The sequence below is a fragment of the Kutzneria viridogrisea DSM 43870 genome, from assembly GCF_000525635.1.
In the GTDB taxonomy this organism is placed as follows: Bacteria; Actinomycetota; Actinomycetes; order Mycobacteriales; family Pseudonocardiaceae; genus Kutzneria; species Kutzneria viridogrisea.
Genome location: NZ_CP007155.1, coordinates 6,452,214 through 6,478,556 on the forward strand (window position 1 = coordinate 6,452,214; position 26,343 = coordinate 6,478,556).

General features: G+C 70.4%; 18 protein-coding genes. 14 read left to right on the plus strand and 4 right to left on the minus strand.

All coding sequences use genetic code 11. From position 1 onward, the window contains the following. Positions 1-88 precede the first annotated feature (88 nt). From KALB_RS28525 to KALB_RS28570, 10 genes are all read left to right on the plus strand, one after another. Entirely contained in the window at positions 89-2,779 is a 2,691-nt protein-coding gene (locus KALB_RS28525; protein ID WP_025359097.1) for a phosphoenolpyruvate synthase, read from the plus strand. After that, positions 2,776-6,081: an AMP-binding protein gene (locus tag KALB_RS48765; protein WP_201771833.1), complete on the plus strand. Its 3,306-nt coding sequence runs from the start codon at positions 2,776-2,778 to the stop codon at positions 6,079-6,081. Before KALB_RS28525 ends, KALB_RS48765 begins: the two co-directional genes overlap by 4 nt. A gap of 11 nt (positions 6,082-6,092) precedes the next feature. After that, entirely contained in the window at positions 6,093-6,353 is a 261-nt protein-coding gene (locus KALB_RS28540; protein WP_025359098.1) for an acyl carrier protein, read from the plus strand. After that, positions 6,350-7,432: an SDR family oxidoreductase gene (locus KALB_RS28545; protein WP_025359099.1), complete on the plus strand. Its 1,083-nt coding sequence runs from the start codon at positions 6,350-6,352 to the stop codon at positions 7,430-7,432. Before KALB_RS28540 ends, KALB_RS28545 begins: the two co-directional genes overlap by 4 nt. Beyond that, positions 7,432-8,406, plus strand: a complete 975-nt coding sequence (locus KALB_RS28550; protein WP_025359100.1) for a nucleoside-diphosphate kinase — start codon at positions 7,432-7,434, stop codon at positions 8,404-8,406. Before KALB_RS28545 ends, KALB_RS28550 begins: the two co-directional genes overlap by 1 nt. A gap of 15 nt (positions 8,407-8,421) precedes the next feature. After that, complete coding sequence (locus KALB_RS28555; RefSeq protein WP_025359101.1) at positions 8,422-9,423, plus strand: ScbA/BarX family gamma-butyrolactone biosynthesis protein; 1,002 nt, start codon at positions 8,422-8,424, stop codon at positions 9,421-9,423. Next, positions 9,420-10,040: a nitroreductase family protein gene (locus KALB_RS28560; RefSeq protein ID WP_025359102.1), complete on the plus strand. Its 621-nt coding sequence runs from the start codon at positions 9,420-9,422 to the stop codon at positions 10,038-10,040. The genes KALB_RS28555 and KALB_RS28560 overlap by 4 nt, the downstream gene beginning before the upstream one ends. Further along, on the plus strand, positions 10,019-10,942 hold the full coding sequence (locus KALB_RS28565) for a UbiA prenyltransferase family protein (protein ID WP_025359103.1): 924 nt from the start codon (positions 10,019-10,021) through the stop codon (positions 10,940-10,942). Before KALB_RS28560 ends, KALB_RS28565 begins: the two co-directional genes overlap by 22 nt. A gap of 30 nt (positions 10,943-10,972) precedes the next feature. Then, positions 10,973-11,332: a hypothetical protein gene (locus tag KALB_RS47005; RefSeq protein ID WP_148309701.1), complete on the plus strand. Its 360-nt coding sequence runs from the start codon at positions 10,973-10,975 to the stop codon at positions 11,330-11,332. A gap of 383 nt (positions 11,333-11,715) precedes the next feature. Further along, positions 11,716-13,794: a tetratricopeptide repeat protein gene (locus KALB_RS28570; RefSeq protein ID WP_025359104.1), complete on the plus strand. Its 2,079-nt coding sequence runs from the start codon at positions 11,716-11,718 to the stop codon at positions 13,792-13,794. Positions 13,795-13,831: 37 nt separating this feature from the next. Here KALB_RS28570 and KALB_RS28575 read toward each other — a convergent pair whose 3' ends face one another. Together KALB_RS28575 and KALB_RS28580 are read right to left on the minus strand one after the other, a co-directional pair. Continuing rightward, positions 13,832-14,485 (minus strand): response regulator transcription factor, encoded by a 654-nt coding sequence (locus tag KALB_RS28575; RefSeq protein WP_025359105.1) that lies wholly within the window; start codon positions 14,483-14,485, stop codon positions 13,832-13,834. A gap of 10 nt (positions 14,486-14,495) precedes the next feature. Further along, positions 14,496-15,737: a sensor histidine kinase gene (locus tag KALB_RS28580; protein WP_025359106.1), complete on the minus strand. Its 1,242-nt coding sequence runs from the start codon at positions 15,735-15,737 to the stop codon at positions 14,496-14,498. A gap of 131 nt (positions 15,738-15,868) precedes the next feature. On the opposite strand from KALB_RS28580, the gene KALB_RS28585 reads away from it, so the two are divergent. The 4 genes from KALB_RS28585 to KALB_RS28600 all read left to right on the plus strand — a co-directional run bounded on the left by KALB_RS28585 (position 15,869) and on the right by KALB_RS28600 (position 20,381). Then, a complete protein-coding gene (locus KALB_RS28585; RefSeq protein ID WP_030111461.1) occupies positions 15,869-16,633 on the plus strand; it encodes an ABC transporter ATP-binding protein in 765 nt (254 codons plus the stop codon). Further along, a complete protein-coding gene (locus KALB_RS28590; RefSeq protein WP_025359108.1) occupies positions 16,627-19,161 on the plus strand; it encodes an FtsX-like permease family protein in 2,535 nt (844 codons plus the stop codon). The genes KALB_RS28585 and KALB_RS28590 overlap by 7 nt, the downstream gene beginning before the upstream one ends. Before the next feature lie 105 nt (positions 19,162-19,266). Beyond that, on the plus strand, positions 19,267-19,779 hold the full coding sequence (locus KALB_RS28595; protein WP_025359109.1) for a SigE family RNA polymerase sigma factor: 513 nt from the start codon (positions 19,267-19,269) through the stop codon (positions 19,777-19,779). After that, entirely contained in the window at positions 19,776-20,381 is a 606-nt protein-coding gene (locus tag KALB_RS28600; RefSeq protein ID WP_148309702.1) for a hypothetical protein, read from the plus strand. The genes KALB_RS28595 and KALB_RS28600 overlap by 4 nt, the downstream gene beginning before the upstream one ends. Before the next feature lie 228 nt (positions 20,382-20,609). Here KALB_RS28600 and KALB_RS28605 read toward each other — a convergent pair whose 3' ends face one another. Together KALB_RS28605 and ppdK are read right to left on the minus strand one after the other, a co-directional pair. Then, on the minus strand, positions 20,610-22,574 hold the full coding sequence (locus KALB_RS28605; RefSeq protein ID WP_236650048.1) for a beta propeller repeat protein: 1,965 nt from the start codon (positions 22,572-22,574) through the stop codon (positions 20,610-20,612). 246 nt (positions 22,575-22,820) lie between these two features. Beyond that, complete coding sequence (gene ppdK, locus KALB_RS28610) at positions 22,821-25,505, minus strand: pyruvate, phosphate dikinase (RefSeq protein WP_025359112.1); 2,685 nt, start codon at positions 25,503-25,505, stop codon at positions 22,821-22,823. Positions 25,506-26,343: the final 838 nt, after the last annotated feature.

A 26,343-nucleotide genomic window follows, 5' to 3' on the forward strand; every position in this document is an offset into this window, starting at 1 on the left:
ACAGCGGTATGAGCACTAGTGTTTTCCCTAGAGGGCCACGTGGAAGATTCCCGGCACGAATTTGCTTACCCGGCCGGAAAGAGCTGCCGTGATCACACCTCAAAGCAGTGCCGACCAGGTCGAACGCCTGGCCGGCGGCAAGGGCCGTAGCCTGCACGTACTCACCGGAAACGGCCTTTCAGTGCCGGACTGGGTGGTACTGGGTTCGGACCTGTTCGCCCGCCTGCTCGACATCGGCGGCCTACGGGAAAACGTACACGAACTGCTCGGCCGTGTCACCAATAACACGGTCGACCAGATCGCCGACTCAATTTCCGAACTCATATTCGGTACGTGTCTGGATTTCGAGATCGAAGCCGAGATCGAGCGGGCGTACCGCACGGTCGGCGGCGGTCGGGTCGCGGTGCGCTCCTCGAATCTCGACGAGGACGGCACCGCCCTGTCCTTCGCCGGCCAGTTCACCACGAGACTCAACGTGTGCGGATCGGCCGCGGTGCGCGAGGCGGTGCTGGCCTGCTGGGCCTCGGCGTTCAGCCCGAGGTCGCTGTCCTACCGGCTGGCCAACGGTGGGGTCGCCCAGGTCGGTGACATGGCCGTCGTCGTGCAGCGCATGGTCGACGCCGAGCTGAGCGGGGTGCTGTTCACGGTCAACCCGCTCACCGGTGACCAGCGGGAGTGCGTGGTCAGTTCGGTGTACGGGCTGGGCGAGTCGCTGGTGTCCGGCATGGTCGACGCCGACACCGTCGTGCTGCGCAAGGACACCGGTGAGGTGGTGGACACCGTCCTCGGGGACAAGGCGCAGCGGATGGACGCCGACGGCCAGGCGGGCAACTCGATCCGCGAGGTGCCCGAGGAGCAGCGGGCACGGCTGTCGCTGGACGCGCGGGACCTGGCCGGGTTGCGCGAACTGGGCGTCCGCGTCGAGGAGGTGTTCGGCGCGGCGCAGGACATCGAGTGGGCCATCGGCGCCGACCGGCGGCTGTGGCTGTTGCAGAGCAGGCCGGTCACCGCGACGGCGCGGGGGCCGGTCGAGGAGCAGGCCGCGCCCGCGACCGGCGAGCTGCGCGTCTGGGACAACTCCAACATCATCGAGAGCTTCAGCGGCATCACCTCACCACTGACCTATTCGTTCGCCGCCGACGCCTACGCCAAGGTCTACCGCGGTTACGCCCGCGCTCTCCGGGTGCCCGACGCGCAGTTGCGTCAAATGGACGACTGGCTGCCGTCGATGCTCGGGTACTTCCACGGCAGGGTCTACTACAACCTGCTGCACTGGTACCGAATGGTCCGGCTGGCACCGGCCTACCCGTTGACCCGGCGGGTTCTGGAAGTCTCACTCGGGGTCGAGGAGACATTGTCCCCCGAGTTGGCCGACACGTTGTACCCCTTCACGTTCCGCACCACCTTGGGCCGTCGGCTGTCAGGCGTCGTCCGGCACGTGGAATTCGCCCGCAGGTTCCTGACCATGGGCCGTTCGGTCGACCGGTTCGTCGCCGAGTTCTACCGGGCCTACGAGGTTTTCGACAACGAGGACTACGACGGCAGGCCGGGCGCGGAGACGTATCGGCGATTCCGCGAGCTGGAACGGGACCTGCTGGAGAAGTGGGGCCCGATGATGGCGCTGGACGCCACCATCCTGTTGTCCTTCGGCGCGCTGTACCTGTTGACCAGGAAATGGCTGCCCGACGCGCCGGAGTGGTTCAACTGGGCGGTGGTCAACCCCGGTGCCGGCATCGAGTCGGCCGAGCCCGCGCTGGCGCTGTCCGCGCTGGCCGACACCGTGCGCGCCGACCCCGCGCTGACCGCGCTGATCACGAGCACGCCCGCGGAGCGGACCAGGCAGGCGCTGCACGAGGCCGGGTACGACCGACTGCTCGCCGCGGTGGACGACTACGTGGCCAAGTACGGCTACCGCAGCCCGGACGAACTCAAGCTGGAGGTGCCCGACCTGCGCGAGGACCCGGCCATGCTGTTCACGATGCTGCGCGACGCGCTGCCGGAGAGCACGGGCAAGTCGCCGGACACCGCGCAGGAGTACCTGGACGCGCACCTGCGCGGGCCGCGCAGATGGGTCTACGAGGTGGTGCGCCGCAAGACGCGCGCCAGCCTGGCGGCCAGGGAACGGCTGCGGTTCTGCCGTACCCGCGCCTTCGGCTCGGCCAAGCGCATGTTGCGCGCGATGGGCCGGGACCTGGCGGCCATGGGCGCGATCCGGGAGTGGAGCGACGTGTTCCAGTTGCGCATCGAGGAGGTGCGCGGCGCGTTCGAGGGCACCATCGCGCACAACGAGTTGCCGGAACTGGTGGCCATGCGCAAGCGGCGCCGCGAGGCCGACGAACTGCTTCGCGCACCATCCCGGTTCACCACGAGGGGAGCCGCCTACTGGAACGGCAATCTCCCGGTGGGCGGTTGGGTCGCCGACAGCGACACCCGCGAGGGCCGCAAGCACTTCCGGGGCACGCCGTCCTGCCCCGGCGTCGCCGAGGGCGATGCCGTGGTGACCACCAGGCCCGAGCAGGTCAACGGCGGCATCCTGGTCGCCTACCGCACCGATCCCGGCTGGGTCGCCTCGCTGGCCTCGGCGGCGGGATTGGTCATCGAACGCGGCAGCCCGCTGACCCACGTGGCCATCGTGGCCAGGGAGCTGCGGGTGCCCACGGTGGTGCAGATCAAGGACATCACCCGGGAACTGCGCACCGGGATGCGGGTGCGCATCGACGGCTCCACCGGGGAAGTGCTCGTGCTGAGCGAGGACCGCGAACAGGAGCCGGTTCCGTGACCGCCCAGGAGCTGCTCGGCTGGCTGAGCGCGCCGCGAGCGGGCCGGGGTGTGCGGATCGCCGGTGGCGCCGAGGAGTGGGAGCTGCGCGAGTACCCGCGGATCGCCCGCTCGGCGCGACGCGTGGCCGCCGCGCTGATCGCCGAGGGTGTGCGGGCCGGGGACGTGGTGTGCGTGCTCATGCCGACCGGGTTCGAGGCGCTGGCCGCCTTCTTCGGGGTGTGGGTGGCCGGTGCGACGCCGTGCCTGATCAGCCCGCCCGCGTTCACCGCCGAGCAGGACTACGCCGCGCACGTCGCCGCCGTGCTGGCACAGGCAGCGCCCCGGCTCACGGTCACCTCGCCGGAGCTGGCCCCGGTGACCGCGCGGGCCATGGCCGAGGCCGGGCTGGACGGCGCGCCGTGGCCGCTGCGCGAGGCCGACACCGAGGCGGCTCAGGTCGCGCCGGGGGAACTGGCCCTGTTGCAGTTCACCTCCGGGTCCAGCGGCGCGCCACGCGGCGCCCGGGTCACCTGGGCCAACCTGGCGGCCAACATCGCGCTGATCAAGGACTGGCTGGACTGGTCGGACGGCGACGTCACCGCCTCGTGGCTGCCGCTGTACCACGACATGGGCCTGATCGGCTGCCTGCTCACGCCGGTCACCGCGCAGTGCGACCTGTGGCTGATGCGACCAAGCCAGTTCATCCGCGAACCGTTGCGGTGGCTGGAGTGCATGGCCTTCGCCCGGCACACGGCCGCGCCGCCGTTCGCGCTGGACTACCTGGCGCGCCGGGTGCGCCCCGAGCAGCTGGCGGAGCTGGACCTGTCGGGCTGGCGCAACCTGATCGTGGGCGCCGAGCTGATCGACCCGGTGGTGCTGGAGAACTTCGCGCGGCTGACCGAACGGGCCGGGTTCCGCCGCAATGCGTACCGCACCGCGTACGGACTGGCCGAGGCCACCTTGGCGGTGACGGCGCACTGCGGTGAGCAGGCACCCCGCGCGGTGCGCCCCGACGTGGCCACGCTGCGCGCGGGCAAGCCGGTGAGCATCAAGCAGTGGTACCGCCTCGGTGAGGCCCAGCCCACCGAGCGCGCCGGCTGGGTGGTCGGGTGCGGTCAGCCGAGGAACGGCTTCACAGTGCGGATTCTGGACGAGGAGGGCAGGCGGCTGCCCGAGGGCCACCTCGGGGAGATCGCGGTGACCGGACCGTCCGTTGTGGATGGTTACCACGCGGGCCGCGCCGGGGGATCCACCCGGTTCGCGGGCGCCGAGTTGCGCACCGGGGACGCCGGTTTCCAGTACGGCGGCGAACTGTTCGTGCTCGGCCGCATGGGCGACAGCCTCAAGGTGCGCGGGCGCAGCGTGTACGTGGAGGACCTGGAGGCAGCGGTCGCCCAGGAGACGGGCTTGGCGCACAACAGGTTCGCGGTGGTCAGCGCGCCGACCGCGGGCGGGGCTCGGGTCGCGCTGCTGGCCGAGTCCGCACCGGGCGCGTGGGTGGAGACGGCCCGCAGGGCGTTGGCCGCACGCCTGGGCCAGGACGTCGCGGTCACCGTGATCAGCGGGCGCAGTGGGCTGATCGCCCGCACCACCAGCGGCAAGCCCCGGCGCGCGCTGCTGAGCGCACTGCTGGGCAGCGGGCTGCCCGACGGGGCGCGCGTGCTGGCACCGGAACGAGAAGGGAGAGGCGGGCGGATGATCCTGTCCGAGGACCAGTTGCAGCGGATCACCGAGCAGACGCTGGAGCAGGTGGGGGCCGCGCCCGACTGGGCGGTGGTGCTGGAGGGCTCGATCGCCGAGGGCTTCGGAAACCCCTCGTCGGACATCGACTTCCTGCTGATCGTCGAGGAGGACGGCGAACTGCCCACCATGCCGTCGATCCTGTTCGTCGACGGCCGCAGGGTCGAGGTGCGCACCCGCACCACCGGCCAGATCGCGGCCCAGTTCGCGCAGCTGCGCGCCAAGGCGGGGCGCAGGGTCTCGGCGCTACACGAGGACCTGCTCAACCGGTGCCAGCGCCTGCTCGGCAGCCACGTGCTGCGCGGCGATGAGCTGGTGGCCAGGGTGAAGGAGATGTTGCCTGCCGCGGAGTTCGCCGGTGTGATGACCCGCTGGTGGTCGCACTACGCGCGGCAGTCGGCACGGCAGGCCGTCGCGCTCGGCGCGCTCGGGCAGCACGAGGAGGCCGCGGCGTGGGCGCGGTCGGCGCTGGTCCAGGCGGTCAAGGCGTGGGCGGCGGGCCGGGGTGAGACCTACCTGGAGCCCAAGTGGCTGTCCATGCAGTTGGAGCGGATCGGTGACGAGCAGGTGGCGGCCCGGTACTGGGCGCTGGCCAGTGCGGGCAGTGGCCAGCGGTACCTGGACGACTGCGTGCGGCTGGTCGCCGACCTCGGCGTCTCCGGCTGCACCGGCGGGGTCGGTCAGCTCAGCGTCGAACGGGTCGCCGGGGTCACCACCTGGCAGACCGGTGACCGCGTGCACGTGGTGCGGGACAAGCGGGACGTGTTCGCGTTGGGCTCGGCCGCCGGGCGGCTGTGGCGGTCGATCGTGTTCGGTCGCACGCTGCCGGACACCCTCGCCGCCGCCCACGGGGTGGACGAGCCCGGTGAGCTGGTGGCCGACTTCCTGCGGCTGGGCCTGATCCGGCTGGCGTGGCGTGGTGGCGGCACGGTCTGTCCCGCGTTGCCGCTCGGCGCGCCCGCCGGGCCGATCAGCCCGCCGCCCAGCCGGGTGCGTCCCTCGGTACGCCTACAGGGCGCCGAGGTCGCCGACGAGCGCGCGGTGGAGCTGGTTCCCTTGCCCGCGAACAGGTTCGGCGCCGCCGCGATGAACCTGATGTGGTCCAACGTGCTGATCGAGAACGTGATCGAGGACCTGTCCGGCGCGGTCGCCCGCGGCCAATGGCGGGTCGCCCAGCTCTCGGCGCACCGGGTGGTGCTGGTCTGCGCGCGGGGTCTGCTCAGCGCGTACGGGGTCAACCCGCTACCGCCGGACTCCGAGGTGGTGCGCGGGCTGCGGCTGCTGCCCGAGGAGGTCGAGCCGATCCGCGCGCTGGCCGCGGCGATCGACACCTCGGTGCTGGACAGCGCGCAGCGGGCGCGACAGGTGCTCGCCGAACTGGAGCGCCTGGTCGAGCTGACTCGCACGGCAACCGGCTCGCTGGTGTTCCCGTCCTCCTTCGACTCCGTCCAGGCGTGGGAGCAGACGCTGGCGATCGGCTACGACTGGCTGCGGCTGGGCGCCTACCTGGACGCGGACCTGCCCATCGACGAGGCACGTGACCTGTTGAGCAGTGGCGGCCGTCAGCCGCACGTGGCCTGAAGGGGGCCGAAATGATCAACACCGACTGCCGTGCCGAGGTGCACGCCGTGGTCGCCGCGATGGCGCCGAGCCCGACGGCCGCCGACGAGTTGGCCGAGGACACCCGGCTGGTCGCCGATCTCGCCTACGACTCGGTCCGCCTGATCGAGCTGTCCATCGCACTGGAGCGGCACTTCGGGCTGGCCGCGCTGGAGGAGAGCCAACTGGCCACGGTGACCACGGTCGGGGACGTCGTCGACCTGGTGGCCGCGCTGCTCGGGGAGACGCGATGACCGTGCTGGTGACTGGAGCCTCCGGACTGGTCGGTTCCGAGGTGGTGGCCCGGCTGCTGTCCGCTGGGCACGAGGTGGTCGCACTTGTGCACCGTGTCGAGAACCTGATCGGCAACAACGGCCGTCCGCTGCACGCGCCCGAGGGCAGGCTGCGCCTGATCAAGGGCGACGTCACCCGACCCGACCTCGGGCTGGACCGTCCTGAGTGGACGAATCTTGCCGGTGGCGTGGACCGGATCGTGCACTGCGCGGCGATCACCGACTTCGGCCGCACCGAACAGCTGTACCAGCAGGTGAACGTGGCGGGCACCCAGCACGTCATCGAGCTGGCGCGCGAGCGGTCCACTCCCCTGGTGCACGTGGGCACCGCCTACGTCTGCGGTGAGCGGTCGGGCACCATCGCCGCGAGCGAGCTGGACCTCGGCCAACGGATGGGCAACCACTACGAGGAGAGCAAGCTGCGCGCGGAGACGCTTGTGCGCAAGGCGGGCGCCGACGGGCTCCCGGTGGCCGTGGTGCGCCCGAGCATCGTCGTCGGTGCGGCGCGAACCGGGGTGGTGCGCGACTTCAAGAACATCTACGTGGTGCTCAAGCTGACCACCCAGGGCAGGGTGCGCTCGGTGCCCGGCCACTTCGACGCCATGCTGGACCTGGTGCCCGTGGACCACGTCGCGGACGTGGTCGCACAGACGGTCGATCGGTTCACCGAGGCGGAGGGCCGCACCTTCCACGCCGTGGGCGGTGGCCTGAGCCTGCGCGATTTCTCCGACGTGCTCGCCGAGTTCCCCTCCTTCCACGTGCCCAGGTTCGTCGTGCCCTCGGCGTTCGACCCGCAACGGCTGCCCGAGGGTGAGCGCGCCTACTACGACAAGGTGGTCCAGCTCTACGAGAGCTACTTCCGCAGGCGGATCACCTTCGACCGCACCGAAACCGAGCGGTTCATGCCGGTGAAGCCGCCCGCGACCGGGCAGGCCTTCCTGCGCAGGCTGCTGGAGTACGCGCTGCGGGCTGGCTACCTCGGCGCCTCGCTGCCGGGGGTGGACCAGGTCCTGGCGGAACTGCGGAACAGGGGGAACTGATGCACGAGGAGCTTCGCGGCCGGTACGGGCCGCTACTGCTGGAATCGTTGAGCCGCAACGAACGCAAGCGCGAGTTGTTCGGCGCCGACACGTTCTTCCAGGAGTCGTGGGCGCAGCTGGCCGAGCTGACCCCCGACCCGGCGGACTTCGCGTTCCGGCACGGGCTGCTGCTGCTCAAGCCGGACGCCGTCGCGGCGCGACAGCTACTGACCACAGTGGACTGGCTGGAGCGCAGCGGGTTCACCGTGGTCGCGGCGCGCAAGGTGGCGCTGACCCCGGCGGTGGTGCGCTCGCTGTGGTACTTCCAGTGGAACCTGGCCACGGCTCACCGGCGCAGGATCGCCGATCTGTTCACCGCCACCGTGTCCTCCCTGCTGCTGGTGATCCGCAAGGACGGTGGTTCGGCGCTGCCGGTGTCCACTCTGTTGACCGAGCTGAAGGGGCCGACCGACCCCGACCGCCGCCAACCCGGGCAACTGCGCTACGAGCTGGGCAGGTTCTCGTTCCTGCTCAACCTGGTGCACACCGCCGACGAACCGGCCGACGTCGTCAGGGAACTCGGCGTGCACATGGACTACGCGGCCAGGGGCGAGGTGTTCCGGCGGGCGCTGCGCGGCGAGGACGGTGGCCAGCATGCCCGTGCGCTGGCCGGTGAGCTGTACGCAGCGGCGCCTGCTCGTGATCTGAGGTTCGAGCCCGCCGCGACCCGGTTGCGGGCCGAGGCCCAGCGGCTGGCGCGCGGCGGCGGACTGCACGAGGCGGCCCGCGCCGACCTGGTCGACGCGTTGGCCGCGCAGGGCGAGGAGGGGCTGCGCGAGCTGCTGTCGGCGGCGTGGCGGCACGAGCTGGCGCTGGACCCCTGGGACGTCACCGTCGTGGGGGCGAGCGTGTTCCCGATGAAGGACAGGACCTACCAGCCGGTGATCGCCGCGGTGACGGCGGCGGACTGGCTCCCGATCGTGGCCGGGCACTGACCGGAAGGACGGACGATGACGAAGATGGACTTCTCCCGCACCATGGACAAGGCCCTTGTGCACCGGGTCGCGGTCGCCGAGGTGTTCGTGACCGGCGCCGTGGCGGCGGCTGAGGGCGAGTACCGGATCGGGGTGCAGGTGCCGCGCCACCACGGCATGTACGGCGATGCGTTGCACACCACCGGGCGCTACGACCCGATGTTCTTCCTGGAGGCGTGCCGCCAGTCGACCTACGTGGTCGTGCACCTGTTCCACGACGTGCCGCTGGACCGCAACTTCATCCTGCGCGACGTGGCCGTGCGGGTGGTCGACTCCGACCTGCTGGCCATCGGCGAGACGCCCACCGAGGCGGTGCTGCACGTGCGCGTGCAGCGGCAGTTCCGCAACCGCGACCGGGCGCTGACCGGGATGCGGGTGGGCTACCAGGTGGTGATCGACGGCCGTGTCGCCGTCGAGTGCGAGCTCAGCGCCTCCTGGATCACCGCGCGGGAGCACGACGCGCTGCGCACCAGGTCGAGGGAGGATCTTGGGCTCGGCGCGAGGCCCACCGCGTGCCCGGCGGCGCGACGGGCCCCGGCGGAACTGGTCAACCGCCGGGTGCCGCTGAACGTGGTGATCTCCCGGCCAGTGCGGGACGATCGGGGCGGGCATCGCGCGGCGCTGATCGCCGACACCACCCACCCCAGCCTGTTCGACCACCCGCTCGACCACCTGCCCGGCATGCTGGAGGTGGAGGCGTGCCGCCAGCTCGCGTTGGCCTCGCTGGGCCCGGGCTGGCGGCTGGACCGGCTGTCGGCACGGTTCCGCGAGTTCGCCGAGTTCGACCTGCCCACGCACTGCGTCACCGACCTGCCCGAGCCGCAGGACGGCGACCAGGACGGGGTGCGGGTACCGGTGCGGGTGGTCCAGGCCGGTCGCACTGTGCTGGAGGCCGAGGTGGGCCTCGTGCGCGTTCCCGACACCGCCGACGGCACTGGTTCGGAGATCACGCCGATGGCGCTGGTCGCTTCCCGGTGAACGAGTACCTGGACCAGGTGCTGACCACGACCCGCACCGTGCGGCGCGGCCTCGACTTCGACCGGCCGGTGGATGTCGAGCTGATCGAGCAGTGCCTCGAACTCGCCTGCCACGCGCCGAACGGCGCCAACCGCCAGGACTGGCGGTTCCTGGTGCTCGACGACCCCGCCGTGAAGGCGGAGGTCGCCGGGTACTACCGGCTGGCCTCACGCGAGTACCTGGCGCGCAGCGGGGCGGCGGAGGGACCCATGGGCCGGTCGGCCAGCGCGTTGGCCGACCGGCTGCACCAGGCCCCTGTTCTGCTGCTGGCCTGCCAGCTGGGGCGGGTGGCCGCGGACGCGCCGCCCGCGAAGCTGTCCAGCTTCTACGGCTCGGTGTACCCGGCCCTGTGGGGCTTCATGCTGGCCGCCCGGAGTCGGGGACTGGGCACCGCCATGACCACGGTGCACCTGGCCTACGAACGCGAAGTGGCCCAACTGCTGGGCATCCCGTTCGAGCGCGTGACCCAGGTGGCGCTGGTCGTCGTCGGCCACCTGGCCGTGCCGCCCTCGCGGGCACCTCGCAACCCGGTGGCCGAGGTGGTCGCCCGCAACACGTGGCGGTGGGATTGTTGGTGAACTCGATGAGCAGGCTGGCCCGATTCGTCGTGGTGATGTTCCCCCCTGGGACCCACCTGACCTACGGTCTACTGTGGACTGTCTCCTTCGAGGGCATGGCCGTGCTGCTGGCCGGCTCCGGCGCGTGGTCGCCCTCGTTGGCGACCCTGGTGCGCGTGGTGACCGTCGTGTTGGCACTGCTGTTCATGCGCATGCTGGACGAGCAGAAGGACTTCGACTACGACGTGCTGCACAACCCGGACCGACCGCTGGTCACCGGCGCGATCACCGCACGGGAGCTGCGGGCGGCCATGGCGGTGATCGCCGTCGTGTTGCTGGCGCTCAACGCCGTGGTGTCCCCGCTCCCGGCGGGCGCCGTGCTGGTCGTGCTGGCGTACGGACTGTTCCTGTGGGCCGCGGAGACCGTGTTCCCCTTGGTACGCGAGGACATCCTGCTCAACCTGGTCGCCGCACTGCCCATCCAGGCACTGCTCAACACCTACCTGTGCCTGTCCTTGTCCGGCACAGGTGCCATCCGCCTCAACGGTGACCTGGCCTGGATGTTGGTGTTGTACGCCTGCGTGTTCGTCCACTTCGAACTCGCACGGAAAACCCGGCAGGGTGAGCAGTCAGAACGCCTGTACCCGCAGGTGCTCGGTGTGCACGGAAGCGGGGTGTGGACCCTGCTGCTCGCGCTCGTCGCGATCGGGCTGGACCTCGCGCTGGTCGTGCCGCGGCTGCGCGATGGCGGCGCGCTCCTCGAGGCGCTGCTGCCCTGCCTTGCCGCGGTGTTCCCACTGGCCGGGGCGTGGGGCTACTGGGGAAAGCGCCCTGGTCGGCTGAACTGGCCCAAGGGCACCGCAGTGGGCTTCGTGGTGGTCCTGTGCACCAGCCTGATCGCGCAGGCAGCGACGGTCGGGTAGCCCGCCGCGCTGGAGCCGCACGATCTTCTCGTGCATGGCGATCATCCTTGCCACCGCACGGGAGCGGAACTCCTTGAGCGCGACCACCTCGTTGTCCCGCTCCACCATCAGCTCGCGCAGGCTCGTCAACTGCGCTTCGAGGCTCGCGATGCGCATCTCCGTCGGGTCGCCGCGAACAATTCCCTCCGCGACACGCCTGTGCTCGAACTCCTCCTTGAGGTGCAGATAGGTGGTGTACAGCGCACCTCGACCGACCCCGGCCAGCGTGGCCAGCGTGCTGACGTCGCACTTGCCCCCAGGGGGCAGGTCACCGGCCAACAACGTGTCGATGGCGGCACGAATCCGATCCTCGATCTGCCGACGCTGTTCCTTGGAGATTCTCATGTGTGAAGCCCCTACCTCGCTCACCCCAAGCGCCCGCTGGCACGAGAATGCCTCCGGCACGCAGGGCCCACGACACTGTGGCTGCTCGTTCGAGGACGACGCTAGGTGTCGACGGTCAAACCGCACACCGCTCGACAACTAAGGTGGCCCGCGCTGACAACTTTGGTGTTAGGCCATTCGGCCGAGCGTGGGCGTCAGGTCATGCCCCAGGTGTGAGTACCAGCCAGGTCGTGGACCTTCACACGGTCGTCTCAAGTGGACGGCGATGCGTACCAGCTGCCCGACCGAGGTCAACTTGTCGCGCGGGGGTGGTTACGCCGCGGCGCCGTCAGCGATGTACCACCGGACGACGGTCGCGCTGATGGCGGGTGAGGGATGGTGCCGAGGGCATGACGGGTGCGGAAGTCGAGGTCGGCGGGAACAACAGCGGCATCGTGTCCATCGGCGACCAGACGCACAACGAGCAGCACCAGCACCTCCCGCCCACGATCACGCCGATGGAGCAGGTCGACGCCCCGGTGGGCCTGGTCAACCTGCCGGAGTCCCCAGCGCTGTTCGTCGGTCGCGACGAGGACGTGGACCGGCTGCACGCGGTACTGACCGATCGCGGGAGCGGGCCAGTGACCGTGGCCGTGGTGCACGGCCTGGGCGGTGTCGGCAAGAGCACCCTGGCCGCGCACTACGCACGCGAGCACCTGGTGGACTACCAGGTCGTGTGGTGGATCGCCGCCGACAGCGCCGCGGAGATCACCGCGGGCCTGGCGGAGCTCGCGGTCAGGTTGCAGCCGCAGCTGGCCACGCTCCCGCACCAGGTGCTGCCCGGCCAGGCGCTGCGGTGGCTGAGCACGCACGACAAGTGGTTGCTGTTGCTGGACAACGTCAACGACCGGGGCGATGTCGAGCTTGTGCTGGGCGGAATCGCCGCCGGGCGGGTGCTGCTCACCAGCCGCCGCGCGACCGGTTGGCAGGGCGTGGCCGCGCTGCCCCTGGACGTGCTCGGCCACGACGACGCCGTGGACCTGTTGACCAGCACAGCCGGTCCGAGTGCCGACCTGCCCGGGGCACGGGCGCTGTGCGGCGAACTGGGCTGCCTGCCACTGGCTGTCAGGCAGGCCGGTGCCTACCTCGCCGAGACCATGACCAGCGCGACGGACTACCTGGACCTGCTGACCCGGCAACCGGCCGCCGTGTACCAGGAGGCGACGGTGGACTGGGTGGAGCCGACCATGGCACGGGTCTGGCGGGTGAGCATGGACCGGCTGGCCAGCACTCCCCTGGCGGTGGAGGTCCTGCGGGTGCTGGCGTGGATGGCGCCGGAACTCGTACCGCGGCCGCTGCTGGACGGCATGGACGAGGACCTCACCGTGCGGCGGGCGGTCGGGCGGCTGCACGCGTACAGCATGATCACTGCCACCGGAACCGCGGTGAGCGTGCACCGGCTGGTGCAGGCGGTGACCCGCACCCCGGACCCGGCCGACCCCCACCGCGGTCACGCGGACATACACGCCGCCCGCGAGCAGGCCACCCGCCTGTTGTCCGAGACCGTGCAGGCCACCGACCCCAGGGCACCGTCAGCGGTGCCGGTGCTCCAGCCACTGCTACCGCACATCCAGGCGCTGGCCGACCGCACCGAGGCCGCCGAGGACACCCTCACCACCGCGAACCTGCTCAACCACACCTCGGCGTTCCTGGGCTTCCAGGGCAGGCCGGACCTGCCGGAGCGGTACGCGCGCCGCGCGCTGGCGGCCACCGAGCGGCTGTTGGGGCACGACCACCCCGACACCCTGACCTGCCGGAGCAACCTGGCGTTCCTGCTGGAGGCGAACGGGGAGGGGGCACGCGCAGCCGAGATCTTCGCCGACGTGCTGGCCGACCGCGAGCGGGTGCTGGGCCCCGACCACCGCGACACCCTGACCTCCCGCAACAACCTGGCCGCTGTCTACGAGGCACTGGGCGACCTCGACCGGGCGATCCCGTTGCTGGAGAGCACCCTCGCCGACTGCGAACGCGTCCTGGGCCCCGACGACGTGGACACGGTGGGCTCCCGCAACGCGCTGGCCTACGCCTACGAGTCGGCGGGCCGACTGGACCAGGCCCTCGGGATGTACGAGCAGGTGCTCGCCGACTGCACACGCCTGCTCGGGCCCGACCACCACTTCACCCTCCTGGCGCGCAACAACCTGGTCTGCGCCAAGGCGCAGATCCACGGGTGGGCCAGCGCGCTGGACGAACTGGAGCTGCTGGTCGCCGACCGCACGCGGGTGCTGGGCGCCGAGCACCCGGACACGATCGTGTCGCGCACCAACCTCGCGGTGGCCTGTGGTTCGGTCGGGGAATGGGACCGCGCGATGGCCCTGCACGAGGCGGTGCTCGCCGACTGCGAACGGGTGCTCGGCACCGGGCACCCGGCGACCGCCACCGCCGCGGAGACCCTGGCGACCGCGCGCGAGCGGAGCCAGCAGGCATGACCGGTCAGGCGGCGCGAGCCGGCCTCTTGGCTGGCGATCAGGACTTGAGCCAGGCGACGACGGCGAGCACGCGGCGGTGGTCGTCCTCGGACGGCGGCAGGTTCAGCTTGGCGAAGATCGAGGAGATGTGCTTCTCCACGGCCCCCTCGCTGATCACCAGCCGCTTGCTGATCGCGCCGTTGGTGCGGCCCTCGGCCATGGTGCCCAGCACCTCCCGCTCCCTCGGCGTCAGCCCGTCGAGCGGATCGCGCCGGCGACGCGCGAACAGCCCGGCGACCACCTCGGGGTCGAGCACCGTGCCGCCCGCTGCCACCCGGTGCAGGGCGTCGGACAGCTCCTCCAGCTTGGAGATCCGGTCCTTGAGCAGGTAGCCGACCCCACCGGAGGCCGGATTGCCCGCCTCGGCCAGCAGATCGGAGGCGTAGGACTCCTCCACGTACTGGGACAGCACCAGCACCGCCGTGCCCGGCACCCGCTGCCGCGCCTCGATCGCCGCGCGCAGCCCCTCGTCGCGGAACGACGGCGGCATCCGCACGTCGGTGACCGCCACGTCCGGCCGGTGCTCGACCACAGCGCGGACCAGTTGCTCCCCGTCCTCAACCGCCTCCACCACGGTGGCACCGGCCTCGTCGAGCAGCCGCACCAGGCCCTCGCGCAACAACATCGAATCCTCGGCAAGTACCACACGCACGCACCGGATGCTACTGGTTGACGGGGATCTCGGCGGTCAGCACCGTCGGACCGCCGGTCGGGCTGTGCACGTCCAGCCGGCCGTCCACCGCGGCGAGCCGGTCCACCAACCCGGCCAAGCCGTGTCCCTTGCCCAGGTGAGCACCGCCAACACCGTCATCGGTCACGCGCAGCCACAGCGTGCTGGCCTCCCCCGTCACCGTCACCGCACACCTGCTGGCGCCGGCGTGCTTGGCCACGTTGGTCAACGCCTCGCTCACCACGAAGTAGGCCGCGTTCTCCACCGCCTCGGGCAGCCGCCGGCCCTCGGGCAGTTCGCACTCCACCGTGGTGTCGACCGGGCATCGGGCCGCGGCCGCGGCCAGCGCGGGGCCGAGGCCGCGGTCGGCCAGGATCGGCGGCGCGATGCCCCTGGACACCGCGCGCAGCTCGGACAGGGCTTCGCGGCTTTGGGTCAGCGCCTCGTCCACCAGGCCGCGCGCCGCGTCGGGGTTGTCGTCCAGCCGCCTGCGCACCGACTCCAGATCCATGGTCAACCGGACCAGTCGCTGCTGCGGCCCGTCGTGGATGTCCCGCTCCACCCGGCGCAGCGTCTGCGCCTCGGCCTGCACCGCGGCGGTACGGCTGGCGGACAGGTGCTCGGCCCTGGCCCGTAGCGCGGCCTTCTCGTTGGTCAACAGGACCCGGGCGAACGCCGCGTGGACGCCTGCCAACCCCCGCCACACAGGAATGCCGGTGGCCAGGAACACGATTCCAATCAGGAGGTTCGCCACTGCCGCGGCGGGATATCCGTGGAAACCGATCAGATCATTGACGCCGATACTGCCCGGATACCGGGGCATGGCCCAGCCGTAGAGCGGATACAGCGTGCCGGTCAGCCCGATCGCGGCCCAGAATATGGCCAGGATCCAGGTGATCATGGAAAGCGGCATGACCAGCATTCCGTGCGCGAGATCACGCCAGCGCTGCGGATCCCGCAGCATGACCAACAGGCTGGGCAAGGTGCCGCCCCCGGTGGGACGGTAGTAGACGGGCGGCAGGTCCAGCCCGGTCAGCACGCGCACCCTGCGCCGTTCCACATCGGCGAACCACTTGGCCAGGCCCAGCGCCACGGCGAGCAGCGGCACCCCGACCCACACGATGGCCAGCGGCACACTGGTCATCACGCACGCGATCAACACGGTGAAGCTTGCCAGCGAGATGGCCAGTGTCGGCAGCAGGTAGACGAGGTCACGGCGCGCCTGGAGCAACATGGCGCCAAGCATCCCCGGTCGTGCGCCCCGATGCCATCAGGCCAGCAGGCCCGGCCGGGGTGGGGGTAGCCCCACCCCCGAAACAAAGGGCACCCTCAATGTCCCCGGGCCGATTTCACCCTAATCTTCCGATGGCAATTGAGAAACCTCGGGAGATTCGCGTGATTCGCTTGGCTCAGGTCAGCAAGACGTACGGGAAGGGCGACAACGCGGTGCACGCGTTGCGCAACGTGTCGTACGTCTTCCCTGCGGGAACATTCACCGCCGTAATGGGACCGTCCGGCTCCGGAAAGAGCACCTTCCTGCACTGCGCCGCCGGGCTGGACCGGCCCGGCTCCGGATCGGTCATGCTCGGCGAGGTCGATCTCGCGACCCTGGGCGAACGCAGGCTCACCGAGCTGCGCAGGCAGCGGATCGGGTTCGTGTTCCAGGCGTTCAACCTGATCGGGTCGCTGAGTGTGCGGGACAACATCCTGCTGCCGCCGAGGCTGGCGGGCACGCGCGCGGACCGGGCCTGGTTCGACCAGGTCGTGGCCGAGGTCGGGCTGGCCGACCGGCTGCACCACCGGCCGGGCGAGCTCTCCGGTGGCCAGCAGCAGCGGGTGGCCATCGCGAGGGCCCTGGTGACCCGTCCCGACGTCGTCTTCGGCGACGAGCCCACCGGCGCGCTCGACACCAGGACCGGCGCGGAGGTGCTGGCGCTGCTGCGAGCAGTCGTCGACCAGCACCGGCAGACCGTGATCATGGTGACGCACGATCCCGTCGCCGCCGCGCACGCCGACCGGGTGCTGTTCCTGGCCGACGGCCAACTGGTCGGCCACCTCGACCGGCCGACCCCGGCCGAGGTGGCGGCGCGGATGACGCACCTGGACGATCGGCGGGCCGCGCGATGCTGATCCTGGCGTTGAAGACGCTGCGGGCACGCAAGGGCGCGTTCGTCGCGGCCTTCGGCACGCTGCTGGTGGCCGCCACGTTGATCACCGCGTGCGGCGTGCTGCTGCAGACCGGCATCGCGGGCGGAGTGCCCGCCGAGCGGTACCGGTCGGCGGACGTGGTGGTCGCCGGTGCCCAGTCCTACGTCCCGCAACGGCTGGCGAGCCAGCCCAGCAGGCCGGATCCGCCCACCAGGCAACTGCGGGAGCGGGTTCGGCTGGACGCCGGGCTGGCCGGCCGGATCGGCGCCGTGCCTGGCGTGCGCACGGTCGTACCCGACGTGTCGTTCCCGGTCACCATGCCCGCGCCCATGGCCGGTCCACCGGTGCTGGGTCACGGCTGGGACAGCGCGCGGCTGACTCCGTTCACGCTGCGCGCCGGCCACGCCCCGCAGCAGGCCGACGAGGTGGTGCTGGACGCCAGCCTGGCCGATCGTGCGGGCGTGCACGCGGGTGACCGGATTGCCTTGCAGGTCAACGCGGATCCGGTGGCGTACCGGGTGACCGGGATTGTCGAGCCGGTCGGCGGGGAGCTGGCCAAGCAGTCCGCGCTGTTCTTCACGCCGCAGCGGGCCACCGAGTTGGCCGGTACCGGTGGGCGGGTGGACGCCTTCGGGGTGATCGCCGAGCCAGGGACCGCGCCGGACTCGTTGGCCGACCGGATCTCCCAGGCGTTGCCCGAGCGCGGAATCGTCACGCGCACCGGTACCGACCGGGGTGCTGTGGAGTTCCTCTCCGATGGCAACTCGCTGGTGGCGTTGATCGGGTTGTCGGCCTCGTTCGGCGGCATCGCGCTGATGGTGGCGCTGTTCGTGGTGTCCAGCACGCTAGCCCTGTCGGTGCAGCAACGGCAGCGCGAGATGGCTTTGCTGCGAGCGATCGGCACGACCCCTCAGCAGTTGCGCCGGATGGTGGGTGGTGAGGCGCTCGTACTGGGCCTGCTCGCCTCGGTTCTGGGCTGCCTGCCCGGGTTCCCGGTCGCGCAGTGGCTGTTGACGGTGTTCGTCGACAGCCACCTCGTGTCCCCGGAGGTTCGGCTGATCACCGGTCCGTTGCCGGCCTTGGCCGTGGTGGCCTCGCTCGTGCTCGCCGCCGTGGTGGCTGGTCTGAGCGCGGCTCGCCGGGCGGCCAGGACGCGGCCCACCGAGGCGCTGGGTGAGGCTGCCGTACAGCGCACGCTGATCGGCAGGGGCCGGCTGATCACCGGGTTGGTGCTGCTGGCCGCCAGCGCCGCACTGCTCGTGGTGTCCAGTTCGCTTCGTGGCACCGCGAGCGCCGGGGCCGCCAGCGGAGTGGTGTTGCTGCTGATCGTCGCGGTCGCCGTACTCGGTCCGGTCGTGGCCAAGCTGGTCGGTCTGGTGAGCGCTCCGGTGATGCGCCGGTTCCGCGTCGGCGGCTATCTGGCCAGCGCGAACAGCGTGACCAACGCGATCCGACTGGCCGGATCGATCACGCCGCTGGTGTTGGCGATCGGCTTCGGCTGCGTGGCGGTGTTCGTGCAGACCACGCAGTTGCACGCGACCGAGCAGAACGCGAAGGCCAGCATCACCGCCGACTACGTGCTCACCGCGCCGGAGGGTGTGCCGACCTCGGTGGTCGGCGAGATCGGCAAGGTACCCGGCGTCTCATCGGCCACGGCGCTGCGGCAGACCGAGGTGATCCGGGAATGGCGGTTCGGCGAGGAGGTCGGCGCCGAGGTGGTCAGTGCGATCGCGATCAGCCCCGGCGACCCGGGCCGGACCCTGGACCTTGGCCAGCAGCAGGGCAGCCTGAGCCAGGTGCGGGGCAAGGACATCGCGCTGTCCCGGCAGACCGCCGAGGACATGGGAGTCCACGTCGGCGATCAGGTCCGGTTGCGCCTGGGCGACGGCAGCCCGGTGCAACTGCGGCTGGTGTGCACCTTCGACCGGGAACTGGGACTGGGCAAGGCGGTGCTGGACCGGACGCTGGTGGCCGGCCACACCACTCGCGAACGCGACGACCAGGTGTTGGTACGCGCGGACCGGTCCGCGTTGGGTGTGCTCACGCAGCGGTTCCCCGCGCTGTCGGTGGCCGACGGGGCCGCGGTGCGGGCCGCCAGCACCGACCAGCTACGCGCCAACGCGTGGCTCAACCTGCTGGTGGTCGGCATGATCCTGCTCTACACCGGGATCGCCGTGGTGAACACACTGGTGATGGCGACCAGCGCGCGGACCCGGGAGTTCGCGCTGCTGCGGCTGGTCGGCGCCACTCGTGGCCAGATCCTGCGCACAACCAGGTGGGAGAGCGCGCTCGTGGTGGTCTCCTCGGTGGTGCTGGGCACCGCGGTCGCCGCCGCCACGCTGATCCCGATCAGCCTCGGGCTGACCGGCTCGCCCATGCCGTACGCGCCACCCGAGCTCTACGGCGGGCTGGTCGGCGTGGTCGCGGTGATGGCCTTGCTGGCGACCGAGGTACCCGCGCGGATCGCGCTGCGGCTGCGTCCGGTGGAGGCGATCGGCATCAAGGAATAGCGGCTCGCACTGTCCGCACCGGGACAGCGCACGATCTCGCAGCGGAGGATGCAACCTTCGCCAGGGGCGCGCCCGTATGGACAGGCGTGACAGAAAGGGGCGCCAGTGGCTGACCGTGAGGCGTTCACGCCAACAGTGCGACGGCGGGCTCGGGACTGGCGGCGTATCGCGTTCCTGATCTGCGGCGATTGGACGCACGCCGACGACATCCTCCAGATGAGCCTGCTTCGCCTGTACCGGCACTGGCACCGCATCGACCCCGAAGGCCTCGACGCCTATGCCAGAAAGGTCATCGTGCGGGTGGCCATCGACGAGTCGCGCCGCGCGCATCGACGGGCGGAGGTGCTCTCCGAACCCCCGGACGCCCCTGCCGGTGGTGTTCCCGTGGACGACCACGTGGACGTGCGGGAGGCCTTGAGCAAGGTGCCACCGCGTCAACGGGCGGTCCTGGCGCTGCGATTCTACTGCGATCTCACCGTGGCGCAGACCGCGTCCGCGTTGAGGATCAGCGAGGGCACGGTGAAGTCGCAGACCACCCGTGGCCTGACCACGCTGCGTTCCTTCCTTCCCGAATCCGCGAGGTTCGCACAGCTCGGCACGCAGGGAGATGGGCGATGATGTCGGAGAAGTCGCTGCTGCGGCAGGCCCTTGGCGAGGACGAGCCCCCCATGACGGTCGACCTCGAGGCGGTCGAGGCGCAGGGGCGACGCGCGCTTCGGCGTCGTCGCCAGATCATCCCGCTGGCCACCACCATGGCCGCGGTCGCCCTCGTCGCCGGGGGCGTGGTGGTCGTGAACGGCCACGACACCTCACCCGCGCAGGTCACCCCGGCCAGCCCGGGAACCTCGACCACCGTCCCGAAGCCGGTGATCAGCACCGCGGCCCCCTCGCAGAAGACAATGGCCTACTGCTACCGGACCGCCGACATCACGATTCCCACCGATGCCACCAACCAGCACGTCGCCGTGGGAATCAACGGGCACATCGACGGCAGGGGCGAGGTGACCGGTCACATCATGAACATCTGCCGCCAGGCGTGGGAGAAGAACTACTACGACTGGTTCCCCGCCAGCAGCGGCCAGCAGCAGCGCTCCGCGCCCGCACTGGTGGCCTGCGTGCTGAACTCCCACGCCGTCGACGCCGAGGAGGGCAGCGTCGGCGTGTTCCCGGGCGACGAGCAGACCTGCGCGAACCTGGGCATGGCGGTGGCGAAGATCTAGTGGCGCGTCGCGCATCGTTGACCTGGTATCCGGTCCGGGCCGAGGCTGCGGTGTCATGAAAGTGCCGTTCGAGACATCCAGTGTCCTGAACGGCACTTTCACGACACGGCCCGCGTCGGCGGGCGTGGCTGGGTGGTCGCCGGCGAGCCACTAGAACGGTCGTCGGGAGGCAGCGGCGTGCCCCCGAACTCCACCGAGTTCGGGGGCACGCCGGGATTTCCTGACGGACTACCGCAGCCGCAGGCGGTACACGCCGGACTGGAGCGTGCCCGCGAACAGCCACTGGCCGTCCTCGCTGATCGCCAGCGACAGCACCCTGCTGTCCGCGATCCGGCCGGGCAGCGGCGACCAGGTCCGGCCCGCGTCGATGCTCCGCAGCACCCCGACGCCGTCGCCGGTGCTCCTGGCCGCGTACCAGACCCGCGAGTCACGCGGGTTCACGAGCACCTGCCGCACCTCCTGCGGACCGGCACCATCGCGCACCCGGGTGAACGTGCGCCCGCCATCCGTGCTGCGCAACAGTCCAGCGCCGCCGACGACGATCCGCTCCGGATGCCTGGGGTCCACGGCGATCGCGCTGACGGGGTCCTCAGCGACCTGCTTCCAGGTCAGGCCACCGTCCTCGGAGCGCCACAGGCCCCCGCTCGAGTTGCCGCCCCACACCCGCAACGGGTCGCGCGGATCGCCAGCCAGCGTGGACAGGCCCACCGGCAGCGGCACCGTCCGCCAGGTCCGCCCCGAATCCGTGCTCAGGTGGAGTGCCTCGCCGTTCTCGGTGAAGGCCGGTACGAGAATCCGGTCAGGGTCGGCAGGATGCGCCAGCACCGTCCACGGGGTGCCAGGCAGGTGCACGCCCACCAGCTGCCAGTTCCCGCCCGCGTCCGCGCTCCGCGAGACATCGGTGGAGAACCCGTTGCGCGCGGCCTTCCACACGACCTCCGACCGCTTCGGCGACACCGACAATGCCGGGCTCTCCTGGAGGCTGGTCGTGGTCTGCCGCTCCCAGATCCGGGTGCGCGGCGTGACCTGCTCGCGTGGCAGCGCGGCGCGGAAGACGTCCTGCACCCCGGCGGCCAGCAGCTGCTGCCCCCGGTTGCCGCCAGCCGTGGTCAGGCTGGCGATCGTCTCGCCAGGCACGCCGAGCGACCGGTAGCCGTTCCCGCCGTCGATCGCGTAGACGCCCCGGTAGACGGCGGAGACCAGGGTGGTGGCCGGACCGCCGTTCTCCCCTGGCAGCTCAGCGATGTCGCTCGTGCCCTCGCCCGCCGCCGGAACCAGGCTCCGCGACCAGCTGCGCCCCTCGTCGGCGCTGACGTCCAGGTTGTCGTAGGTGCCCGCGTACAGCCGGCCGCCAACGACGGTCAGGCCCCGCAGGGGCTTGCCGTCCGGGTCGGTGCGCAGCAGCTGCCAGCTGCGGCCGCCGTCGAACGAGCCGCGCAGCTGATCGCCGACGGTCACCACGAGCTGGCGGCCGTTGACGGCCAGCTCCCCCAACTCGCCGTCCTGGGGCTGGTAGACCCGCTCGGAGCGCGGCGTGGCACCGGTCGCGCCGCGCACCGCCCACAGCGCGAACTCGGGCGAGACCGTCGTGGTGAGGACGTCATCGCCCACCAGTGCCAACCGGTGCGCTCCCATCGGCAGCGCGAACTGGCCGCGCGGCCACTCCCGCTGGATGTCGCGCCAGGTCGCGCCGCCGTCGGTGCTCATGCTGAGCGCGTCCAGCCCGAGCACGGCGAGCGTGCGGCCGGTGCGGTCGGCCACGAACTGGAAAGCCCCGCCGGGTTGCCACTCCCGTACGACCTGCCAGCTGCGGCCCCGGTCCCGGGTGCTCAGCAGGCGGCCGATCCAGTCGGTCATCGAACCGGGCACCCGGCTGTTGACCGAGACCAGCATCCGGTCCGGGTTGGCGGGGTTGACGAAGAAGCCGGTCGCCGTGCCCCCGTCAACCTCTTCTGGCAGCGTGCGGCGCGCCTCCCAGTTGCGCCCCCGATCATCGGACACCCACAGTGCGGGCGGCGCCGGCTGCATCAACGCGAGCTTGGTCGGCGAGGTGGACACGCCGAGCAGCCCGCCGACGCTGTTGGGCCCGACGGCCGCCCAGCCACCGGCCGGCGTCCCGGTCGCGTCGAGCACGGCGTCCTCGCCACCGACCGGCCCCTCGGCGGCGTACGCCTGTGATGCGCCTCCGATCATCAACGACGCGAGCAGTCCCAGTACCACTAACCGCGTTCTGGACGTTCTCAGCCTCATGCACTCTCCCTCATGACGCGGCGGCGGCTCAAAGGACAGCGCTTGACGAAGCAAATTCAAGGTCGCACAAAGACCGCGTGTCCAGCCGGGAAACGAGTGATCATGGTCACTCTTCCCGCTTCGCCGAACCGGCACGGCCGGGCCGGCGGCCTGTTGCCGCCGGCCCGATCCCAGCTACCGCGGGAACCCCTACTTCCGCCCGGCTGAGGTCGCGCGCCCAGCTTCCAGCCGCGCCACCGGCACGCGGAACGGCGAGCAGGACACGTAGTCCAGGCCGACCGCGTTGAAGAAGTGCACGCTGTCGGCGTCACCGCCGTGCTCGCCGCAGACGCCCAGCTTCAGCCCCGGCCGCTGCGAGCGCCCCTTGCCCACGGCGATCCGCACGAGCTCGCCGACGCCCTCCCGGTCCAGCGACTCGAACGGGCTGACCCCGAAGATGCCCTTCTCCAGGTACGCCGAGAAGAACGCGGCCTCCACGTCGTCACGGGAGAAGCCCCACGTGGTCTGGGTGAGATCGTTGGTACCGAAGGAGAAGAACTCGGCGGCCTCCGCGATCTGGTCCGCGGTCAGCGCGGCGCGCGGCAACTCGATCATCGTGCCGATCAGGAACTCCAGGTGCACCGACTCCGCGGCCCGAACCTCCCGCGCCACCTGGATGATGTCCTGCTTGACGGTCTCGAACTCCTGCACGTTCGCCACCAGCGGCACCATGATCTCCACCCGCGGCACGCCACCCGTCTTCGTGTGCTCCGCCGCGGCCTCCAGGATCGCGCGGGCCTGCATCTGGAACAGGCCGGGGATGACCACACCGAGGCGCACGCCGCGCAGGCCCAGCATCGGGTTCTGCTCGTGCAGCCGGTGCACGGCCTGCAACAGCCGCAGATCGCCCTCGCGCTGCTCGCCACGCGCCTCGGCGACCGCCACCCGCACCGACAGCTCAGTGATGTCGGGCAGGAACTCGTGCAGCGGCGGGTCGAGCAGCCGAATCGTCACCGGCAGCCCGTCCATCTCCCGGAGCAGCTGGATGAAATCCGCGCGCTGCAACGGAAGCAGCTCGGCCAGCTGCCGTTCGCGCGCCTGGTCGGTGTCGGCGAGGATGAGCTGTTCGACAAGCGCGCGGCGTTCACCGAGGAACATGTGCTCAGTGCGGCACAGGCCGATGCCCTGCGCCCCGAACCGACGTGCCCGCGCCGCGTCCTCCGGCGTGTCCGCGTTGGTGCGGATGGCCATCCGGCGCACGCCGTCGGCGTGCCGCATGATCCGGTCAACGGCCTTGACCAGGTCGTCGGCCTCCTCGTCCGCGGGATCCAGCTCGCCCTCGAAGTAGCGGACGATCGGCGAGTCGACCACGGGCACCTCGCCGAGGAACACCTCGCCGGTGCCGCCGTCGACGGAGATCACGTCGCCCTCGTGCACCTCGATGCCGTGCGGGGCGTGCAGCACGCGCTGCTTGGTGTCCACGTCGAGGGTCTCCGCCCCGCAGACGCAGGTCTTGCCCATGCCGCGGGCGACCACCGCCGCGTGCGAGGTCTTGCCGCCACGGCTGGTCAGAATGCCCGCGGCGGCGATCATTCCGTTCAGGTCGTCCGGGTTGGTCTCGCGGCGGACCAGGATCACCTGCTCACCGGAACGGGACCACTTGACGGCGGTGTAGGAGTCGAACACGACCTTGCCCACGGCCGCGCCGGGTGAGGCGTTCATCCCCTGGGCGATCTTGTGGCGCTCCGCCTTCTCGTCGAAACGCGGGAACATCAGTTGCGCCAACTGCGCGCCATTGACCCGAGACATCGCCTCGGTCATGTCGATCAGGCCCTGGTCCACCAGCTGGGTCGCGATACGGAAGGCCGCGGCCGCCGTGCGCTTACCGACCCTGGTCTGTAGCATCCACAGCTTGCCGCGCTCAATGGTGAACTCGATGTCGCACAGATCGCGGTAGTGCTCCTCCAGTGTTTGCATGATATGCAACAACTCGTTGTAGGAACGCTTGTCGATCCGTTCCAGCTCACGCAGCGGCACCGTGTTGCGAATGCCGGCCACCACGTCCTCGCCCTGCGCGTTCTGGAGGTAGTCGCCGTAGATGCCCTGCGCACCACTGGCCGGGTCTCGGGTGAACGCGACGCCAGTGCCGGAATCCATCCCCAGGTTGCCGAAGACCATCGCGACGATGTTCACCGCCGTTCCCAGATTCGACGGGATTCGTTCCTGGCGGCGGTAGATGACCGCGCGCGGGGTGTTCCACGAGTCGAACACCGCCCGCGTCGCCAACTCCATCTGTTCGCGCGGGTCCTGTGGAAACGGCTGCCCGGCGTGCTCCACGACGATGTCCTTGTAGACCTGTACGAGTTCACGCAGGTCCTTGGCGTCCAGGTCGAGGTCGCTGGTGACGCCCTTGGACTGTTTGGCCGCCTCCAGCACGTCCTCGAAGTGCTCGCCGTCGACGCCCAGCACGGTCTTGCCGAACATCTGGATCAGCCTGCGGTAGGAGTCGTAGGCGAACCGCTCGTCACCGGCCTGTACGGCCAGGCCGTGCACCGACTCGTCGTTGAGACCGACGTTGAGGACCGTCTCCATCATGCCGGGCATGGAGTGCTTGGCCCCGCTGCGCACCGACACCAGCAACGGGTCCTCGGTGTCGCCGAGCCGTTTGCCCATCGCCTGTTCCAGCTTGGCCAGCTGCTCGGACACCTCCTCGGCCAGCCCGTCAGGCTCACGCCCGGTCGCCAGGTAGGCCAGGCACGCCTCAGTAGTGATCGTGAAGCCAGGCGGCACCGGCAGGCCCAGCCTGGTCATCTCCCCCAGATTCGCTCCCTTGCCCCCCAACAGGTCCTTCATGTCCTTGTTGGCTTCCGCGAAGGCATAGACGAACTTGGGCATCCTGAGGTCTCCTCTGCGTAGGCGCCAGGCAGGTCATTCAGTGTCGAGTGGCCGGACCACCCCCGCAATCACTCGGTGACCTCGATGACACCGTGAACCCGACCGCATCGGTTCAGGTTTCGATACAGCTACCCCCGGCCGAGTACCCGAAGTCGGGCACCACGAACACAGCCGCATTCCCGGTGAGTCCGCCGCCGAATGCGACCGGCAGCAAGCGGTCGTATGCCTTGAGCCGGTCGACAGCACCGGCCTCGGCCAACTGCGCCAGTCACCGTGAGTCCGCGCAGTCCGTAGAGGACAAAAGTTTCGATCTTTCGATGCGCGACGTTGGAATGGCAGTGTCGAAAACACCCCGGTTCGCCTGGTGTGGCACTACTGAAGCCGCACGGCAGCCGTGCACGGTGCCAAGGTGGTATCTGTCCCACCACAACCAGCGCCGTCTCCAAGGGCACCCCGCACCACGCGCGGTGCCCGATTCTCGTCGCCAAGTCGTAAATGCACGATTGCAGTGCAACCGAACGAGGCACAAACCCCTCTGAAGGAACAGCGCAGCTAGCCCGAAATAGGCCCCCGAGGCGCCCCTCCAGGACGATCGACGACCGAGCGAGCTTGACACAGGCCCGACTTGGGGTTAGCAAAAATCACCACCATGGCGAGATGCCCGAAAAACGACAGCGACGCCAAGACGCCACCGGTTGAACTTGAACTTCCCCAGCAGCATAGTTAGGGTAATTGCCTATTCATCATTCCAGCTTTCGCTACTTTGAGCGCGACCTGCGCCGAAGCGAACAGAGGGGGCGAAACGAATGATCCGAAGTTGACCTGATTCTTTCCAGGC